At 36.3% G+C, this 20,971-nt stretch carries 13 protein-coding genes; 12 read left to right on the plus strand and 1 reads right to left on the minus strand.

All coding sequences use genetic code 11. From position 1 onward, the window contains the following. Positions 1-94: 94 nt before the first annotated feature. From BM296_RS07655 to BM296_RS07675, 5 genes are all read left to right on the plus strand, one after another. Positions 95-3,067, plus strand: a complete 2,973-nt coding sequence (locus BM296_RS07655; protein WP_091902519.1) for a SusC/RagA family TonB-linked outer membrane protein — start codon at positions 95-97, stop codon at positions 3,065-3,067. Positions 3,068-3,086: 19 nt separating this feature from the next. Further along, positions 3,087-4,844 (plus strand): RagB/SusD family nutrient uptake outer membrane protein, encoded by a 1,758-nt coding sequence (locus tag BM296_RS07660; RefSeq protein ID WP_091902520.1) that lies wholly within the window; start codon positions 3,087-3,089, stop codon positions 4,842-4,844. 270 nt (positions 4,845-5,114) lie between these two features. Further along, positions 5,115-6,413, plus strand: a complete 1,299-nt coding sequence (locus BM296_RS07665) for a DUF5690 family protein (RefSeq protein WP_091902521.1) — start codon at positions 5,115-5,117, stop codon at positions 6,411-6,413. Continuing rightward, positions 6,406-7,563, plus strand: a complete 1,158-nt coding sequence (locus tag BM296_RS07670) for a TIGR03364 family FAD-dependent oxidoreductase (protein WP_091902522.1) — start codon at positions 6,406-6,408, stop codon at positions 7,561-7,563. Before BM296_RS07665 ends, BM296_RS07670 begins: the two co-directional genes overlap by 8 nt. Before the next feature lies 1 nt (position 7,564). Continuing rightward, positions 7,565-8,248: a phosphonatase-like hydrolase gene (locus tag BM296_RS07675; protein WP_091902523.1), complete on the plus strand. Its 684-nt coding sequence runs from the start codon at positions 7,565-7,567 to the stop codon at positions 8,246-8,248. Between the two features lie 106 nt (positions 8,249-8,354). On the opposite strand, the gene BM296_RS07680 is transcribed toward BM296_RS07675, so the two are convergent. Beyond that, complete coding sequence (locus tag BM296_RS07680) at positions 8,355-8,921, minus strand: helix-turn-helix domain-containing protein (RefSeq protein ID WP_027064752.1); 567 nt, start codon at positions 8,919-8,921, stop codon at positions 8,355-8,357. A 258-nt stretch (positions 8,922-9,179) separates the two neighbouring features. On the opposite strand from BM296_RS07680, the gene BM296_RS07685 reads away from it, so the two are divergent. The 7 genes from BM296_RS07685 to BM296_RS07715 are packed head-to-tail and all read left to right on the plus strand — an operon-like array spanning position 9,180 to position 20,917. Continuing rightward, positions 9,180-12,359, plus strand: coding sequence for a SusC/RagA family TonB-linked outer membrane protein (locus BM296_RS07685; protein ID WP_091902524.1), 3,180 nt, complete (start codon positions 9,180-9,182; stop codon positions 12,357-12,359). Positions 12,360-12,389: 30 nt separating this feature from the next. Continuing rightward, positions 12,390-13,943 (plus strand): SusD/RagB family nutrient-binding outer membrane lipoprotein, encoded by a 1,554-nt coding sequence (locus tag BM296_RS07690; protein ID WP_091902525.1) that lies wholly within the window; start codon positions 12,390-12,392, stop codon positions 13,941-13,943. Beyond that, a complete protein-coding gene (locus BM296_RS07695; protein ID WP_091902526.1) occupies positions 13,933-15,612 on the plus strand; it encodes an alkaline phosphatase family protein in 1,680 nt (559 codons plus the stop codon). Before BM296_RS07690 ends, BM296_RS07695 begins: the two co-directional genes overlap by 11 nt. Positions 15,613-15,614: 2 nt before the next feature. Continuing rightward, positions 15,615-16,892 (plus strand): ComEC/Rec2 family competence protein, encoded by a 1,278-nt coding sequence (locus BM296_RS07700; protein WP_245786980.1) that lies wholly within the window; start codon positions 15,615-15,617, stop codon positions 16,890-16,892. Next, positions 16,879-18,231, plus strand: coding sequence for a (R)-1-hydroxy-2-aminoethylphosphonate ammonia-lyase (gene pbfA / locus BM296_RS07705; RefSeq protein WP_091902527.1), 1,353 nt, complete (start codon positions 16,879-16,881; stop codon positions 18,229-18,231). The genes BM296_RS07700 and pbfA overlap by 14 nt, the downstream gene beginning before the upstream one ends. 6 nt (positions 18,232-18,237) lie before the next feature. Beyond that, on the plus strand, positions 18,238-19,824 hold the full coding sequence (locus tag BM296_RS07710) for a purple acid phosphatase family protein (protein ID WP_091902528.1): 1,587 nt from the start codon (positions 18,238-18,240) through the stop codon (positions 19,822-19,824). Positions 19,825-19,831: 7 nt separating this feature from the next. Further along, positions 19,832-20,917, plus strand: a complete 1,086-nt coding sequence (locus BM296_RS07715; RefSeq protein ID WP_091902976.1) for an alkaline phosphatase family protein — start codon at positions 19,832-19,834, stop codon at positions 20,915-20,917. Positions 20,918-20,971: the final 54 nt, after the last annotated feature.

The raw sequence follows: 20,971 nt of genomic DNA on the forward strand, positions 1-20,971 counted from the left end.
TGCAGCGCAAATAAATTTTAGGATTTAAGAATTTCTAGAACTCAATCTTACTTCCTGAAATAAAAAAACAACAAATTTTATTAAACCAAACTGTATGAAAAAATTAAAATTTTTAATGCACTTCTGCTTACTTGGTATTGCTTCCGTTATGTGGGCGCAGGACAATGTATCGGGAGTGGTGACTGATGAATTCGGGCAACCCTTACCAGGTTCAACGGTTCAAGTGAAGGGAACTACAAATGGTACCACAAGTGATTTTGATGGTAATTTTGTAATTAACGCAGAAGCTACAGATGTATTGATAATATCTTATCTAGGGTATTCAACACAAGAAGTGGCAGTAAATGGGCGTGCAACTATTAATGTAGAATTAAAAGAAGATGCCACACAATTAGATGATGTGGTTGTAGTTGGGTACGGCACCCAAAAACGATCAGATGTAACAGGGTCTATTTCATCCGTTAAAAGTGAAAACTTTAATAAAGGTGTGGTAGCAAATCCAGGTCAATTATTACAAGGTAAAGTTGCTGGGGTTAACATTACTTCTGTTAGTGGTGAACCAGGAGCGTCTCAAAATATCGTAATTCGTGGTATTGGTAGCTTTAGGTCAGGTACGTCTCCATTATTTGTTATCGATGGTTTTGTAATCGATAACACAACTACGGGAGTAGGCTCAAATCCTTTGAATTTTATCAATCCTCAAGATATTGAATCTATGGATGTTTTAAAGGATGCTTCTGCAGCTGCCATCTATGGTGCACGTGCAGCAAACGGGGTAATCGTTATTACTACTAAGAAAGGTAAGGCGGGTAAAGCTGAAATGAATGTATCGGTTACTACAGCATTCGCAACCCTTGCAAATAAAATTGATGTGTTCTCTGCAGATGAGTTTAGAAGACAGGTGCCAGCAGTTGGTGGAACCTTACTTGATGGTGGTGCAAATACGGACTGGCAAGATGAATTGACAAGAACCGGAGTATCAAAGAATGTTAACTTTTCTATGAGTGGTGGTGCTCCAGATAAGTTTACTTATTTCGCATCTGTAGGTGTAGATGATCAACAAGGTACTTTTGCGAACAGCTCATTAAAAAGATATTCTGGTCGTTTAAACTTAAATCAGAAAGCTTTTGATGGTAAATTGAATGTAGATTTAAACCTAACCGCTTCTAGAACTTTGAACAATAGACCAGATGCCAGCGCTACTGTGACAGATATGTTAGAGTTGAATCCTACTATTCCGTTATATACCAATGGTTCTCCTACGTTGTTAAATGATAACAGATTAAATCCGTTAGTTCGTGACGATCTTTATTTAGATGAATCTAATAGTAATCGCATATTAGCAAATATTTCCCCATCTGTAGAAATTGTAAAGGGTTTGGTTTATAAACTTAGTCTAGGTGTAGATTATTCTTCTACAAACCGCGATCAACAGCGTTCTCCTTATGCATTATTAGAAGATTTAAATCAAGGGTATTTAAATTCATGGGTAACAACGAATGAAAACACTCAAATAGATAATACGTTGACCTATACTTTTGATAAAGGTGAGCATAGTGCTACAATTTTAGTTGGTCATTCATATCAAGAAGTATTATTTCAGCAAAAAAAGTTCGAATTAGAGAGCTTTGCAGATAATGATATTGATCCAAGATATCAAGATCAAATAAGTAGTCAAGAGTTTCCTACAAGCTTAATTTCTACAGCAGAGAAAAATGAATTGCAGTCTTTCTTTGGTAGGTTAAATTATGGCTACCAAGATAAGTACTTGTTAACGGCTACAATGCGTGCAGATGGTTCTTCTAAGTTTGGGGCAAATAATAAATACGGATATTTCCCGTCGGTTGCTTTAGGATGGAATATTAGCAAAGAGAATTTCTTGGCAGAAAGCGATGTTGTAAATAACTTAAAACTTCGCCTTAGTTGGGGACAAACAGGAAATCAAGAAGGTATTGATAATAAAGTCTCCCTAGCAAGTTATACAGATAGTAAAAGTGATAACGATACCTATCCTTTAGATGATAGTGCAACCACATTAGATGGTTATCCTTTTGGTACTGTACCTGCTCGTACAGCAAACCCTAACTTAAAATGGGAAGTAGCTACACAGACAAATATTGGTTTGGATTTTGGATTGTTTAATAATAAGATAACAGGTACCGTAGATTACTTTAATAAGGTTTCTACCGATGTTGTTTTGTTTGCAAATAGAGTAGATCCTATTCAGCCTACCGAAAAGATTTGGACCAACTTAGAGGATTTAGAAATTCATAACTCAGGTGTAGAATTCGCTTTAGATTATAGAACAATGATCGGTTCAGATTTCTCTTTTAATATTGGTGGTAACGCTACGTTTATTAAAAATGAGGTTACAGATTCTCCATTCGCTATTATTACTACAGGTTCGGCACAAGGTGCTGGGCAGACTGGGGCTACGATCAATGGTTATTTAAACAATGAAGCTATTGGTACTTTCTATATGAAAGAGTTTATAGGTATTGGAGCAGATGGTTTAAATGAATTTAGAGATGTAAATGGTGATGGTGAAATCTTAGATGATGACCGTATTGCAGCAGGTAGTGCTGCGCCAGACTTTACATATGCGTTTTACTTGAATTTCGATTATAAGAATTTTGACTTAGGATTTAATTTTAACGGTGTATCTGGTAATAAGATTTACAACCATACGGCAATGTCTTCTTTTTCAAAAGGGCAATTGAGTAGAAATTTGAATACTACAGATTTCGCTATTCAATTTCTTGATGAAGATGTAAGTAATTCAAACGAGGTATCTACACGGTACTTAGAAGATGGCGCTTACCTGCGGTTGAACAATGCTACTTTAGGGTATACTCTTTTAGCTAGTAAAATTGGCTTGGATAAATATGTAGGCGATATCCGATTTTCATTAACTGGTCAAAATTTATTTACGATAACTGATTATACTGGGTATAGCCCAGAAGTTAATACTGGTAGTGAAGTAGATGGTATACAGACTTTTGGTATTGATAGGTACACCTATCCTTCATCAAGAACAATCTTGTTTGGCTTAAACGTATCCTTTTAAAGAAAAAAATAGTTTCAAAATGAAAAATAAACTAATTATAACATCCTTGTTCCTAGCGTCTTTTTTGACTTGGAGCTGTACGGATTTAGACGAAGAATTATTAGACGAATCGTTAACAGGTGCTCAGGCAGAAGTAATTAGCGGGGCAATTGCACCTGCATATGGCTATATCTCATGGACCTGGAGACATACCAATTATTACGGACTTCAATTAATACCATCAGATGAAGCAATTTTGCCTTATCGTGGTGGATCAGATTGGTTTGATGGCGGTAAATTTTTGGCAGCGCATAGCCATAATTTCACTCCAACAAATGATTTAATTTCCAGTGGATGGAATGAGCTTACAACCAATATTTCAAGAACTTTGGCAGCAATAGAAGTGTTGACGCCTTTAGCAGACGAAGGTGATGCGGAAGCAGCTGGTGCTTTGTATGAAATGAAAGCGCTTAGAGCTTATCTGAACATGCTATTGTTAGATAGTTGGGGGATTGTGCTTAAGAAAGAATCATCTGAAGAACTTTCTGAGGTATTAAGAACACAAGATGCTATTGACTACATTGAAAGTGAATTGTTATCTGTGGTAGATGTCATCAATACGGATAAAGGTCCGGGTAGAATGACACAATCTGCCGTATATGGTTTCTTGGCTAGGTTAAATTTAAATGCTGCGGTTTATCGTGATCCTTACGGAACCCCGGATTTTACACAGGCAGATATGGACCAAGTAATTTCTTATACGAACAGTATAATTAATTCAGGAGATTTTTCTTTATCACCAGAATATTTTGAATTGTTCAATGATGAAAATAATTCTAATCCAGAATTAATATTTGCTTTGGATCAGCGTGGTGTTTTAACTAGAGAGCATAGTAGATGGGCATATTGGTCTATTGCAGGAGCTATGTTTCCAAGACCGGAATGGCCTAGTGCAGATGGTACGGATGGCCCTGCCATTACAACTGATTTTTATCAAACATGGGTAGATGCAAACGGCGATGTAGATCCTGCAGCAGCAGATTCCCGTTTTTATCAAAGAAATACGTTGGTTCCCGATGCTCAGCTAGCAGATTTGGAAGGACGTGATAAGTTGTTGGAAACAGAAACAGATGATAGTTTCTATTGTGTTGACGCAGTAACCTTTGAAATGGATAGAGGTATTCTTCGTGGTATTCAATGGGGGCCTAGAAAAGGTGATGATGGTCAATTTTTAACTTGTGACGATGGTACTGTAAAGATATTACCGGTTAGACAGACGAAAGGGAATAGCGATGCAAGAGACGTAGGTTATGTAGATCATACTTTAGCAATAGATTTTACAAATGAAGGGTCATTGCATAATACGGGGTATAGAGTTTCTAAATATCAATTTAGCCGTACTTCACCAAATGGTAACGGTAACAGTAGTGTTGATTTAGTATTGATGAGGCTTGCTGAAATTTATTTGATGAGAGCAGAAGCTAAATTAAGAAACGGAGATTCTGCTGGTGCTTTGGCAGATGTAAATATTGTAAGAACATCAAGAACCGCTCGTCCTGATCAAACTCCCGCTCCATTATCTTCAATTAACGCTGATGATTTATTCCGTGAGCGTGGTTTTGAATTGTACTGGGAAGGTTTTAGAAGATCAGATCAAATTAGATTTGGAAAGTATGAAGATACTTGGACAGACAAAACGGATACTGATGTAAATCACAGACTTTTTCCAATACCGCAAAGTGCCGTTGATGGCGCCTCTGGTATAGAAGGTTTCTTGGTGCAGAACCAAGGGTATTAAATTCGAATTATTAATAGGTTTAAACGGCAAGAATTAATTTTCTTGCCGTTTTTTTTATGTGTATAATGGAAATTTACAGTTTTATTTTAACCTAGAAAAAGGTTGTATTGAGTAGTTTTTATAATTAAAAATAGGATATAACAATTACCTCTGCAAAGCTGAGGTTTAACATAATCTACCCCTTTTTATAACCATCTAATAACACTTAAAAAGTTACTAATAGTAAATAATTTTAGAATATTGCCTCTATAATTTACTATTAGTAAACAAATGAGGTTATTAAAAATTTCTAAACTAAATACAACAGTTCTTTTGAATGGTGCACTGGCTTCATTCGGACTCTACTTTTGTATGTATGCTTTTAGAAAACCTTTTTCCGTTGCTACTTTTGAAAATCAGTTACTCTTTGGTGTCGACTATAAAATTATGCTCATTCTTGCACAAGTAGTCGGTTATATGCTTTCTAAGTTTATTGGTATCCGGGTGGTTTCAGGTTTAAAATCGAAACACCGTGTAGCATATTTAACGGGTATGATATTATTCGCAGAGTTGACCCTTATTTTATTCGGTTTTGTTCCTAGACCTTATAATTGTATACTATTTTTCTTTAACGGTCTTTCCTTGGGGATGATTTGGGGAATCACCTTCTCTTATCTTGAGGGTAGAAAAATGACCGAAATATTAAGTATCATTCTGTGTTCAAGTTTCATTGTTTCTAGTGGTGCGGTGAAGTCGGTTGGCTTATGGCTCATGACAACCTATGGTATTTCTGAATTTTGGATGCCTGCTGCTACTGGAGGGCTTTTTTTGTTGCCTTTTTTTATCTGTTTGTATTTTCTAAAAAAGCTTCCAGCACCTACTGATGAAGACATTCAACTTAGAAAAAAGAGAAAACCAATGAGTGCTGCAGATCGAAAACGGGTATTGATCCGATTCTCATTTCCAATTATAATTTTGGTAATTTTCTATACGGCTTTAACTTCATTACGTGATTTTAGGGATAATTTTTCCAGAGAATTATGGGATAGTGTAGGGTATGCAGGTGATGCATCTATTTATACATTATCAGAACTTCCAATTGCATTTTCAGTTCTGATTATATTGGGACTATTCGGAGTTATAAAAAATAATTTCAAGGCATTTATAGGGTTTCATTTCCTCTTAATTTCGGCAAGTATTCTTGTAGGTGTATCTACCTTTTTGTTTCAGCAAGGAGCCATTTCACCGGTAAACTGGATGGTGCTTATAGGTTTTGGACTTTATGCTTGTTATGTGCCATTCAACTGTATATTCTTTGATAGAATGATTGCAACTTTCAAAATTGAGGGTAATGCGGGCTATTTAATTTATATAGCAGATTCCTTTGGGTATTTAGGGAGTATGGCGGTATTGCTTTATAAGAATTTCGGGCAATCAAATAGTTCTTGGATACAATTTTTTATGGGTTCAACATATCTAATCGCTATCATGGGTGTTGCTATATCTATCATTTCCATGGCATATTTTCAAAAGAAATATAAACGAACCCAAATAGAATTTGAAATTAAAATACCAATGATAAATGGCTGATATAGATTATGATTTAGTAGTTGTAGGTGGTGGTGTGCTTGGTACTTTTCATGCATATCATGCCATGAAGAAAGGACTCAAGGTAGCATTATTGGAAAAGGATAGTATGCCTAAAAGTGCTACGGTTCGTAATTTTGGTCAGGTTGTTCCTTCTGGTATGAATACCAAGTGGCAAGAATATGGTCGTAAGAGTTTAAAAATCTACAAAAAAATTCATGCGAAATTTAATATTACAGTTCGCCAAGAAGGATCTATCTACCTGGCAAGTAATGAAGAAGAGGTACAGTTAATTGAAGAGTTGCGAGAAATTAATCGTATAAATGAATATACATCTATACTGTTTACCAAAGCAGAATGTTTAAGCAGATATCCTGGTTTGAACGAGAATTATGTAAAAGCGGGGTTGTTTTTTCCAGAAGAAATAACGGTAGAACCACGAACTATGATTGGGCGTATTCATAAGTATTTACAGAAAAAAGGATTAAGCATATTTTACCAATCTAAAGTAATAGAATGTTATGCTCTTGGTAACGAAGTAACCACGCAATTGGCAAATGGTAGAATGTTACTGTCTTCTAAAGTTATTATTTGTAATGGCAGTGATTTTAAAACCTTGTATCCACAGCTATTTGCTACAAGTGATCTTGAGATTTCGAAACTGCAAATGATGCAAACAAAGCCACAGGAGAATTATAAAATTCCGGGATCCGTTTTAACGGGTCTCTCAATTAGACGTTATGAGGCATTTGCCGAATGCCCATCTTACCTTAAAATTAAATCTAAAGAACTATTAGAAAGTCCTGAGAAAAAATGGGGGGTACATATATTGTTCAAACAGGCTATGGATGGAAGCGTAATATTAGGTGATTCTCATGAATATGCAGACGCGGAAAACATAGACGATTTAGGTTTTGACCTCAATATGGAGATTGATAACCTGATGATTAAAAAAGCAAAAGAGATTTTTGAACTTCCGACCTATGAAATAAACCAGCGTTGGTTTGGTATGTACTCTCAATGCAAAAACTCAGATATTTTTGAAAGGACCATAGATAGAAATATTCATATAGTTACGGGAATAGGGGGTAAAGGAATGACAGGAAGCGCAGGATTCGCAAAGCATAACATTAATCAAATTTTTAATATTTAGCATGCATATAATTAAATTGGCCGTATTTGATATGGCAGGTACAGTTGTCAATGAGGATAACATCGTTTATAAAACATTACAAAAAGCTATTAATCAAAGAGGTTTTCAGTTAGACTTAGATTTTGTTTTAGAGCATGGTGCCGGTAAAGAAAAGCACCAAGCAATTAAGGATATTATAGCCGCTGAAATTGGGTGTTTCGATAGTGAAATGGCTACCTCTATTTTTGAGGATTTTAAAATGTTGTTGGTCGATGCTTACAAAAATTTAAATGTTACTAGTTATAAAGGGGTAAAAGAAATGCTCTATGCTCTTAAGAAAAGCGGAATAAAGGTGGCTTTAAATACTGGATACGACTCCAATACCGCTCAATTATTATTGGATAAAATGAAATGGAAATTGGGTACGGAGTATGATGTACTTGTCACTGCAGATGATGTGGTCATGGGTAGGCCAAATCCTGATATGATAGTGGAGGCCATGATGAAGTTAAATGTTCATGATGAAAAGTTTATACTAAAAGCTGGGGATTCTATTATTGATATTGAAGAAGGTAAAAATGCTAATTGTGGTGTAACTATTGGCGTGACTACGGGCGCTCATACCCGTAAGCAGTTGTTAAGCGCAAATCCTACCTATGTTTTAGATAGTTTAGCAGGACTTAATGATCTTATAAAATTTATGTAGTTATTGTAATTGCTTTAGGATAGAAACAAAGTAAATTCAAGTGCTTATATTATAATATTTTCATTGTAAATTAAATATGTCAAGAACTTTTGAAGTGTTTTGGCACCTAAATAAAGAAGTAGAGAACCAACATTGTTGCAGTACTTTTACTCCTGTTCTCAGGTACATGTGAAATTCTCCCGTCAAAGAAAATGGAATCGCCTTCCTTTAAAAGTACTTCTTCGTCATCAATTAAATAATAGCATTCACCAGACAACATATATTTAAATTCAAAAGCATCTGTATTTACTTTTTCTCTTTTAGAATTAGGGTGTACGTGTAGCAATACCGCTTCAAAACCAATTGTATTCAATTGTTTTTCAAAAATATGGGAATATGAAAATCCTACGGCGTCATCCTCTTTCTCTATAGTTAAATTATCTTCTTTTCTGGAAACTATAAAATTAGCACCATTAGATTGTGGTAGTCCGTTAAAGAAATCGGTGACCTCCACATCCAAAGAACTTATAATTTTTAAAAGAACAGGTAGAGAGGGTATAGTTCTCCCATTTTCAATTCTAGATATGAGTCCGGCAGTAACGCCAGCTCTTATGGCAATTTCACTAATAGTCAAATTTCCATTTTTACGAATTTCCTTGATTCGTTTTCCTATTCCAATAAGATAATCATCCATTCATATGTGTTCTCCTACAAACATAATGAAAATTAAAATTTATCTTTTCTTGTAAATGGATGTGGCTGCTAACATCTATTTTAAAGGAGGTTTACATAAAACTAACGTTTTGCATATTTGTAAATAATGTTTAACTAACTTTTTGCTAACCTTGTGCTTGTAATGGTTGCAATTGCTTAATATACATAACTGTTTTCATTCAATTTTCATTTAGATATTTGCTGAACTAACAAACCAAAGTTTACAAATACGAATAAAATGAAAAGAACATTATTAATTACAATGGTTGCTGTTTTAGCAAGTTTTGTAGCACATTCCCAATCTATGCTAACGGGAACTGTGTTAGATGAAAACCAAGTTCCATTACCCGGTGCTACTGTGGTGGTTAAAGGAACTTCAAATGGGGTTGCCACGGATTTTGATGGTAACTTTAGTATTGAACTAACCGGTTCAAACGATATTTTACTGGTATCCTATATAGGTTACATTAAAAAAGAAGTTGATGTAACAGGAAAAAGCGCTACAATTATTTCATTGGAGCCAGACTCTCAACAATTAGATGAGGTTGTTGTTACGGCTTTAGGTATTGAAAGAGAAAAGAAATCTTTAGGTTATGCCTCTCAAGAACTGAACAATGACGAAGTGGTGCAAGCAAGAGAACCAAACCTGTTAAACAGTATGTCAGGTAAAGTTGCTGGTCTACAAATTACCAACAGTCCAACAGGTTTAGGTGGCTCGGCTAGAGTATCTATTCGTGGTGATGCTTCATTGAACATCAATGGTAACTCACCATTGTTTATTGTAGACGGTACTCCCATCAGTAATGAAATTGTAGGTTCTAGTGGTTCTGGTACACAAAGTGTAGATTACGGTAATGGTGCTTCAGAAATCAATCCGCAAGATATAGAGTCTATCAACGTTCTAAAAGGTCCTGCTGCAGCGGCACTTTACGGTTCTAGAGCTGCCAACGGTGCTATTATTATTACTACAAAAAAAGGAAAATCTCAAAGTAGTAAACTAGGTATCTCATTTAATACGGGTGTTACTATTGAAAATGTTTTGATGTTGCCAGACTGGCAAAATGAATATGGTCAAGGGAATAATCAACAATTTGCTTTCGTAGATGGTAGTGGCTCTGGTATTGCAGATGGTGTTGATGAAAGCTGGGGGCCAAGATTGGATACAGGATTGATGATTCCACAATTTGATTCTCCTAGAACAGACGGTACTCGTGGTGGTGACACTTTTGTAAGTGATGCGGATATTATTCCTACCCCTTGGGTTTCTCAACCTGATAATACAAAAGATTTCTTTGAGACAGGTATTACTAAGACCAACAGTATCGCTATTTCTAAAAGTGGAGAAATGGGTAATATGAGGTTATCCTTTCAGAACCTAGATCAAGAGGGTACATTGCCAAATACAGATTTAAAAAGAAACACGTTAAGCTTTTCCGGTACTATGAATGTGTCTGATAAAGTAAAAGTGAATGCCAATATTAACTATGTAAAAACAGATAGTGATAACAGACCTGCTGTAGGTTATGGTACCGAAAGTATAATGTATCTTTTTATATGGTACGGACGACAGTTAAACACGAATAATCTTAGAGATTACTGGCAGCCAGGTTTAGAGGGTACACAACAATTCAATTACAACTACAATTACCACGATAACCCTTATTTTACAATGTATGAGAATACTAATGCACAAGACAAGGACCGTATTTTCGGTAATGTAAGTCTTACCTATGATATTAATGAAAACTGGAAGTTGTTATTGCGTAGCGGTCGTGATTTCTATAGAGACTTTAGAGTTCGTAAAAGAGCTTTTAGTACGCAACGTTTTCCTTTTGGAACTTATCAAGAAGATAATATTTTCTTTGAGGAAAGTAACTCTGATGTCTTATTGAGCTATGACAAAAACTTAGGAGAAAAGTTTAAACTTAATGTATCTGCTGGCGGAAATCAACTTCGTCAAAAGCAAGATTTTACCAAAAGTGTAGCACCACAATTAATTAATCCAGGGGTTTATTCTTTTAATAATAGTAGACAGGCTGTACAAGTAAGTTCTAACAATAGCGAAAAACGAATCAACAGTTTGTACGGTTATGCACGTTTTTCATATGACAATGTTTTGTTTATGGATGTTACCGGTAGAAATGACTGGTCTAGCACCTTGCCAGAGGGGAATAATTCTTATTTCTATCCTTCGGTTACATTAAGTGCCATCGCAAGTGATATTTTCAATATGCCAGAATGGGTTTCATTTGCTAAAGTAAGGGCGGCCTATGCAGAGGTCGGTAATGATACAGATGCGTACAGACTTCGTAGCTTTTATCAAAATGAAACTCCTTTTGATGGTTCTACGCCAATCTTAACGGAATCTTCTTTAATACCCAATGCCGATTTAAAACCGGAGATTACGGGTTCTTATGAATTTGGATTAGATCTTCGTTTCTTTCAAAGTAGGGTGAATTTGGATCTTACCTATTATGATAGCGCAACCAAAAACCAAATCATCAATATCAGTACAGATATAGCCAGTGGCTACAGTAGTCAATTGATCAATGCAGGTGAGGTTCGTAATTATGGTTTTGAAGCGATTGCCAATTTTGTGCCTGTATTGACAGATAATTTTAAATGGAGCTCAACCTTCAACTTTGCTACCAATAAAAGTGAGGTGACCGATTTAGGTGATGACATTCAATTTACCTTGACCGAGTCAAACGGAGCATTTATTCAAGCTCGTGAGGGTGGTTCTATCAGTGCAATTTACGGTAGGGGTTTTCAAAGAGTAGAAGATGAAAATAGCGAGTATTTCGGTCAAATGATCATTAACAACCAAGGTATACCTGAGCGTACGGATGATTTGGTGTATCAAGGGGATTATGCTCCAGATTTTACTTTGGGTATGCAGAATACCTTTAAGTATAAGAATATAGATCTTGGATTTTTAATAGATACCAGACAAGGTGGTATTGTAGTTTCTAGAACCAAAACTATTGGTAGTACTTCTGGTCAATTACAAGAAACCTTGGTGGGTAGAGAAACAGGTATAGTGGCAGAAGGTGTTGTAAATACAGGAACGGCTGAGAGTCCGGTGTATACGCCCAATACCGTAAATGTAGATGCTAGAACATTCAACAATAGATATTACGAAAGAGATAATGTGGAAGCTGCTAAATATGATGCTTCTTACACCAAATTGCGTGAGGTTTCTTTAGGGTATTCTTTCCCTCAGAAAATGATTCAACAATTGCCTATTAGCAATGCTCGTATTTCTGTAACGGGTAGAAACTTAATATTGTGGACAGAAAATCCTCATTTTGATCCTGAGACTGTGGGTGTATCTGGTGGTACGTTGCAGCCAGGTATTGAGAATATGTCTTACCCAAGTTCGCGTTCGTTTACCTTCAACTTACAGGTTAATTTCTAATAGAAGTAGCTACAATAAAATAAAGAAATCATGAAAAAAACATTAGTAATAATATTTACCCTAGTTATGGCGGTAAGCTGTACCGAGGATTTTGAAACGATCAATATTAATCCTAATTATCCCGCTTCTGCACAACCAGAACTATTGTTGCCGGGCATTCAAAGAGAGATGGCATACAATTGGGGCAGTCAAGGTTGGGAAGAAGGTTTTACCGTAGTACAATATGGCGCACGATTACAGTTTACTAGTGGCGATACCTATAATTGGTCACCTTCTGGCGATCCGTATGATAATGCCTATGCATCTTTACGTGATGTGGAAAATATCATTAGGGATACTAGGGAAAATGAAGATGCACAGAATTACTATGGGGTTGCTTTGGTAATGAAATCTTGGATATACTCTTATGTTACCGATGCGTATGGCGATGTTCCTTATTCAGAAGCCACTAGTGGTATCGAAAACGGAAATGTAACACCTGTTTTTGATGCTCAAAGTACTATTTATGCTGGTATTCTGTCAGATTTGGAAATGGCGAATACGCTGTTGACCGATGCTGATAATATTTCGGGTGATATTTTCTACGATGGTGATATTGCAAAATGGAGAAAATTTGCAAACTCCCTTAGACTACGTTTGTTAATGCGTATCAGTGATGTTGATAATGCAACTGCAGTTGCAGGTATGACCCAAATAACAAGTAATCCTTCATTATATCCAATTTTTGAAAGTAACGATGATATGACTTTCGTGGAATGGAATTCTGATAATCCACAACCTAAATATGATACCCGTAGTGGTAGTTTTGATGAGGTTCGTTTAAGCCAGACTTTAGAGAAACGTTTAAAAGAGTTAGGGGATAACCGTTTGTATGTTTTTGCACAACCCACTTCAAATTCTGAAAAAGGAATTTTCTCTGAAGATTTTGATGATTATGTAGGTATGCCAAACGGATTAGATGATGAGGCTGCTTTAGGATACAGTCCTACGGGAAACCCTGATGAGTCTGGATCTAACTTTATTTCTAGATTAGGTATTTTACTAGGATGTAGAGCATGTAATCCAGAAGAAGCTTCAGCTACAGCTTCACATACAATTATTATGAGTTACTCTGAGCTACAGTTTATTTTAGCTGAAGCAGCAGAAAGAGGATTCATAACTTCTGGTGATGCAGCAATGTACTATGAAAATGGAATTAAAGCTTCTTTTGAGTATTATACGGAAAGAGTTGCTGCAGGCGGATGGTCAGATATTACCAATGCAATGCAGGCTACAGATCTTGACGCATATGTAGCACAAGATGCTGTAGCTTTTACAGGTGATTCCGATGATAACTTAGCTAAAATTGCACTTCAAAAATGGATTTCTCTTTTCTATACCGGTTTTGAAGGCTGGTCAGATTGGAGAAGAACTGGTATGCCAGAGGTGACGCCTGGTCCAGATGCTGTTAATGATGGTCGGGTTCCAGTTCGTTTTCAATACCCAAATTCTGTAAAATCTACAAACAGTGAAAATTATAACGCTGCTGTTCAAAACATGGGTGCAGATAATATTAATACCAAACTTTGGTGGGATGTTTATTAAGCACGTGGATCTTAAAATCTTAGTGAGATTTATACCAATTTTTTTACTGACCATAGGGATGACCTCCCTATGGTCTTGTAATTATGATAAATTAGATGATCTAAGTAGCAATCCAACCCATGTTGTAGTAATAGGGTTTGATGGGTTAAGTCCTGACGGATTACAACAAGCCAATACACCTACTTTTGATAAAATAATGGTAGAAGGGGCATCTACTATGCATGCAAGATCTGTATTGCCAACAAGTTCTAGTACTAATTGGGCTTCCATGATTATGGGTGCCGGACCAGAACAACATGGTATTACCTCAAATTCTTGGGAACGGGATAATTTTGTCTTACCCGCGGTTACACAAAGCGAACCGTTTTTATTTCCATCTATTTTTCATTTAATACGTGAACAAAAAAGTGCTGGAGAAATTGGTGCTATTTATCACTGGGGTGGTTTTGGCAGACTGTTTGAAAAAAGTGATGTGGACTTTGATGAGCACCCAGTAACGGAAGAAGAAACTGCCGTAAATGCCAGTAGCTATATAAAAGTGAAAAATCCACTGTTTACGTTTATTCACTTTGATCATATAGATCACGCTGGTCATGAATATGGGCATGGTACAAAAGAATACTATACTTCTGTTGAAAAGGCAGATTCATTATTGGCAGAGGTTATGAAAGCAATTGCAGAGTCAGACATGGCAGAAAACACAATGGTCATAATTAGCTCCGACCATGGTGGAACAGGAAAAGGTCACGGCGGCGAGTCATTAGATGAAATAGAGATACCTTTTATTGTATGGGGTAAAGGTATAAGAAAGAACTATCAAATAAAGTATCCGGTATATCAATATGATAATGCGGCAACAGTAGCATATGCATTGCAAATTGAAACACCACGTGCTTGGATCGGTAAACCGGTTATTGAAGCCTTTGAGGGTGAAAAAGTGATTGATAAGTATCCTATCCTAGTGCAGTTAAAACAACCGGAATTAGGGATGCATGCTAAAGGGTATTCTTCTGAAGGCGGATTGTATAATGATTCCGCAGAGCTTATTTTAAAAAATCCTAATGATAAGGGCGAAATTAAATACACACTCAATGGTGCCATGCCAAAAAGTAACTCCGAAACGTTTACTTCCTCTGTTTTACTTAAGGAAAATACAGTGGTAAAGAGTGCCGTTTTCGTTGATGGGAAACTAAGTAGTCCAGTAAATGAGGCTTATTTCAGAATAAAACCGGTAGCTCTTGTAAAGCCTATTGATTTTGAGGTTTTTCATTTAGATAACTTGTCTTTTATTCCATCTATAGGAAATAGAAAACCAGATGCAAAGGGTAATACTTTTGAATTTTCATCAGTAGAAGTCCGGTCGCACATAAAGCCAAACACTTTATTCAAATTTACCAGTAATCTTAAAATCGAAGAAGAAGATAACTACGAATTTGCTATTCGCTCAGATGACGGCAGCAAACTATTTATAGATGGAGCTTTGGTAGTTGATAATGATGGTGATCATGGTGTTAGAACAAAAAACGGGAGTATTGATTTAGAAAAAGGTAATCATACCATAGAAATGTTATGGTTTAATGGCGGTGGAGATGGTTGGTTAGATGTATATGTAAATAGCGATAAAATGCCTAACCAAATTTTGTCTACGAACCTTTTAAGAAAGAACTAGACTTGAAAAATTATAGACATCTAAGTTTGGTTTTTATACTCTTTATTTCAGCATTGTGTTCGGCCCAAAGTAATGGTGAGCAGCTGCCATCTTGGGAAGAAGGTATGTTATATATTCACCACATCAATACGGGTAGGGGAGATGCTGCTTTTGCAATTTTACCAGATGGTACTACATTGTTGATTGATGCGGGCGATACGTCAGAGAAGCACCCAAGAACTTTATCTGCACGAAATGCGCAACGTATGCCTAATACTAATAAATCGGCTCCAGGTTGGCTTATAGATTATATACAGCAGTTTTTTCCAAAAGGATATAAAAAACAGTTGAATTATGCATTGATTACTCATTACCACGATGATCATTTTGGTGAGTTGGATAGTTTGAGGTTGAAGGCTTCTGATGGAGATTATTTGCTTACCGGTATTACCGAAGTAGGTCATACTATACCTATTAATAAGATGTTGGATAGAGGGTTTTCATATCCAATTAATTTAAAGGATTACGCTATCCAAAACCAAGAACGGTTTACAAGCGATATCTACGGTATGGTACCAACCCTTAAAAATTATTGGAAGTTTTTAGAGGTTAAAAAGCATAAAACAGGAATGGTTCACGAGCAATTGGTCGCTGGTCAAAAAAATCAAATAGCACTAGTAAATAACCCCAATAAATTTCCAGAATTTCAGATCCGCAACATTGCTGTTAACGGTACCATATGGACAGGAATCGATAATGATACGCTAGCACTTTTTTCCAATGGTATTTACCCAGGTGAAAATCCGTTGAGCACCGGTATAAAAATCAGCTACGGAGCGTTCGATTACTTTACAGGCGGAGATATAAGTGGCGTGAACGATTTTGGCGGAACAGATATGAATTCTATAGAAGCCAATATTGCACCTGTTATAGGAGCCGTTGATGTGGCAACATTGAATCATCATGGTAATCGTGATTCTCAAAATACGTACTATGTTCGTTCGCTAAGACCTAGAGTTTGGATTCAGCAAAATTGGTCATCAGACCATCCGGGTGATGAAGTTTTAAGGCGTATCACCTCTGAAAAACTGTATCCGGGGCAGCGCGATATCTTTTCAAATGTAATGTTGCAAGCAAATAAAGATGTAATTGGTGATCGGTTGAATCAATATAAAAGTCAGAACGGACATATTGTACTTCGTGTGCATCCAGAAGGGAAATCATACACTATTTTTATTCTTGACGACACTTCGGTGAAGCGAGAAATAACAGCACAATTCGGACCTTATGAAGCAAGATAAATCACAGAATAGGCGTACAGAAGGTGATATTAATGGTACGAAGGCAAGGAAAGAATGGCATGCGGGTATTACTGATGCGAAGACGTTGCAACTTTTAGAAAAAGATGCCCGTTACTTTTTTCATCAAGCCTTGTCTACACCTTGTTTAGATGTATTAGATAATTGCAATGGTGCATATATTGAAAACATATCGGGTAAAAAATATCTTGATTTTCATGGAAATAATGTGCACCAATTGGGTTTTTCGCATCCAAAATTAGTACAATGTTTAACGGAACAATTACAGGGACTTACATTTTCAACAAGAAGATATACCAATGAGCCTGCTATCCGATTTGCGGAAAAGCTGACTTCTTTGCTTCCCTCAGATTTGAACAGAGTCTTAATGACACCTAATGGAAGCTCGGCAATAGGTATTGCGTTGAAATTAGCGCGCGCTATTACCGGTAAATTTAAGGTAGTATCATTTTGGGATTCGTTTCATGGTGCTTCACTTGATGCAATTAGTGTGGGTGGTGAAGCTGTATTTAGGGAGTATATGGGACCTATGATGCCGGGTGTTGAAAGAATACCGCCACCGGTAACCTATCGTGGAATTTTTGAAGGTAACGAAAGCAAATGTTTAGAGCATTTAGAATATGTGTTCGCCAAAGAAGGTGATATCGGTGCTTTTATAACAGAAACAGTGCGTAACACAGATGTGCAATTGCCTTCGGTTGAATTTTGGCAAGAAGCCCGTGCCTTATGTGATAAATATGGAGTTGTTCTCATTTTAGACGAAATACCTATTGCATTGGGCAGAACAGGAAAAATGTTCGCTTTCGAGCATTATGGAATAGAACCAGATATTCTGTGTTTGGGAAAAGGATTAGGAGGAGGCATTTTTCCACAAGCGGCAATTGTAACCCGAGATCGGTATAATAATTTTTCGGATATATCATTGGGACATTACACCCATGAGAAGAGTCCACTAGGTGCAATAGCTGCATTGACAACCTTGGAAATTATTGTGGAAGAGAAAATTTTGCATAAGATTGCGGGTGACTCATTGACCATGTGTACTGCAATGACTATTTTAAAAGATAAATATGACTTGATCGGTGATGTTCGTGGTCGTGGATTGTTATGGGGAATAGAGCTGGTAACCAATAGGGATACTAAAGAGAAAGCAATACATCAAGCGGAACAGGTAATGTATGAATGCCTTCATAATGGATTAAGCTTTAAGGTTTCTGCAGGCAATGTGCTGCAATTGGCACCGGCATTGACTATTTCTCGCAAAGAATTAAAAGATGCAATTCAAATATTAGATAATGCGCTATATCGCGTCAGTAATTAAACAGTTATGAAAATACTTAAATTTATTTGGGTGGCTATCTTATTAATAGGGGCTGCAACATATGCACAAGATAAGGTTGTTTTTGTGGTACAACCCTATTTACAAAATGCAAGTCCCACCGAAATGACTATTATGTGGGAGACTTCTATGGGAGAAGAGAGTGTAGTTGAATATGGAACTTCTCCTAAATTGGGCAAAAAAGCTACGGGTGTTGCTAATGATATTAATTTTACCAAAGCTCGTATTCATGAAGTGAATATTACAGGGCTAAAACGTTTTACGGAATATTTTTATAGAGTAAAAACGGGTAAGTTATTATCAGATATCTATCAGTTTAAAACTCCTCCATTTGCAAGTGATCATGAATCATTCAATCTATTGGCAATGAGTGATATGCAAATAGATCATCAGAACCCTGATAAGTTCAATGAAATAGTAAATAAGGGGATAGTACCATTTTTAAAATCGGAATACGGTAACGAGGTGCCAGATGATCTAGCATTGGTTTTAGTCCCTGGAGATTTGGTGGAGAACGGGGCAAAATATGAGCAATGGCAAAATGATTTTTTTAAACCTGCGAAAAATTTATTTTCAGAAGTACCTGTGTATCCTGTTTTGGGTAATCACGAGCGTAATTCTAACTTCTATTTCAAATATTTCAGCCTTCCTAAAAACGGAACACCAGCATATGCAGAGCATTGGTGGTATAAAGATTATGGAAATACCAGAATAATAGGACTGAATTCAAATGAAGGCTATAGAGATAGCCGTGAGCAATTTGCGTGGTTGAAATCCTTACTTGAAGAAACAGCGAAAAACGAGGATATTGATTTTGTTTTTGCGCAATTACATCATCCACACAAATCGGAATTATGGATTCCTGGTGAAGAAGAATCTTCAGGTAAAGTGGTGAAAATGTTAGAGGAGTTTACAACAGAAACAGGAAAACCAAGTCTTCACTTTTTTGGACATACGCATGGCTATTCTCGTGGGCAATCTAAAGACCATAAACATTTATGGGTTAATGTTGCAACGGCAGGCGGAGCAATTGATAATTGGGGTGAATTTGAAGGTAGGGATTATGATGAATTTAGTGTAACCCAAGATGAATACGGTTTTGTTATGGTTGAGGTAGATGGTGATAAAACAAACCCAAAATTCACCATAATAAGAATTAGTCGGGGTAATGAAAATGTATTTCGAGAAAACGAACAGACCGATGAGATAACTATATATGCCAATGAGCATAAACCAAATATTCCAATAGCTGTTTCACCAAATGAAGTAATAGAATTTACAGGAGGTATGTTAAAGGCAGAACCTTTTGAAAGTACTTTTGAGAATGCCTATCATGCAGCTTCGCACTGGCAGATTTCTACTACTGATGATTTTACTAATTTGGTGTTGGATAGCTGGAAGCAATCTGAAAATTGGTATTATTTGGAAAACCGTCAAAAAGGTGATGATTTAACCGATGAACCTACTAGAAGATTACAACCAAACACCTCTTATTTTTGGCGTGTTCGTTATAGAGATCAACATTTAAACTGGAGTGACTGGTCTACAATACAATCATTTAAAACTAATAATTAAATTACTTATGGAAAGATTATTTAAAGTAACTGCTATTATCATGTTATTGACTTCTATGTCAATAAAAGCGCAGCAAGACAAGAATCCAAATGTGTTTTTGATTACATTAGATGGGGTACGTTGGCAAGATGTATTTACTGGCATGGATACTAACTTGTTAAATAGCGACTATACTGAAAACAAGGAGCTATTAACCAGTAAATTTATGGGAAGCTCTTTAGAAGAAAACAGAAAATTACTGATGCCATTTTTCTGGAATACCATTGCCAAAGAAGGTCAATTACATGGGAATAGAACAAAAGGAAGTAAAGTAGACCTCACCAATAAAATGCTATTTTCTTACCCAGGATATAATGAGATTTTAACGGGTAAAGCTGATGATGAAAATATAGACAGTAATGATAAAAATTACAATAAGAATAGTACCATCTTAGAAACAGCGAACATGTCTAATGGTTATAAGGGGAAAGTGGCAGCCTTTGGTAGCTGGGATGTTTTTCCGTTCATTATTAATGATAAGAGAAGTGGAGTGCCGGTTAATGCTGGTTATATGGATGCTTCTGGTGATTTAAATGAAAAAGAAAAGTTTTTAAATGAGATACAACGTCAAGCGCCTATAGTATGGGAGAGTGTTAGGTTAGATGTTTTTACGCATCATTTTGCAAAAGAATATGTAAAAAAGAACCATCCCAAATTAGTATATATTTCATATGGCGAGACTGATGATTTTGCGCACGGTGGCTTGTTTGATTTCTACATGAAGTCATTACAAAATACAGATGCTTTAATTGCCGACTTATGGAGTTTTGTTCAAAATGACCCTATATATAAAGACAATACTTATTTTATAATAACAACCGATCATGGAAGGGGAGAAGGTATTGAGGAAGGTTCTAAATGGACAGGTCATGGTTCAGATGTAAAAGGAGCAGAACATACATGGCTGGCTATATTGGGTCCAGATGTTAAGGCAATTGGAGAAGTTAGTAATGGGCAATTATACACCAATCAAATTGCGCCAACAGTTGCTAAAATTTTAAACTTAAAAATAGATGCAGAGGTGATGCCGGGGAATCCACTTGAACTAAATTAGTCTAGTTGCATATAATGCTAAAATTTGTTTGCAACTTATCATGAGATAATAACC

The sequence above is a fragment of the Maribacter stanieri genome, from assembly GCF_900112245.1.
Lineage (GTDB): Bacteria > Bacteroidota > Bacteroidia > Flavobacteriales > Flavobacteriaceae > Maribacter > Maribacter stanieri.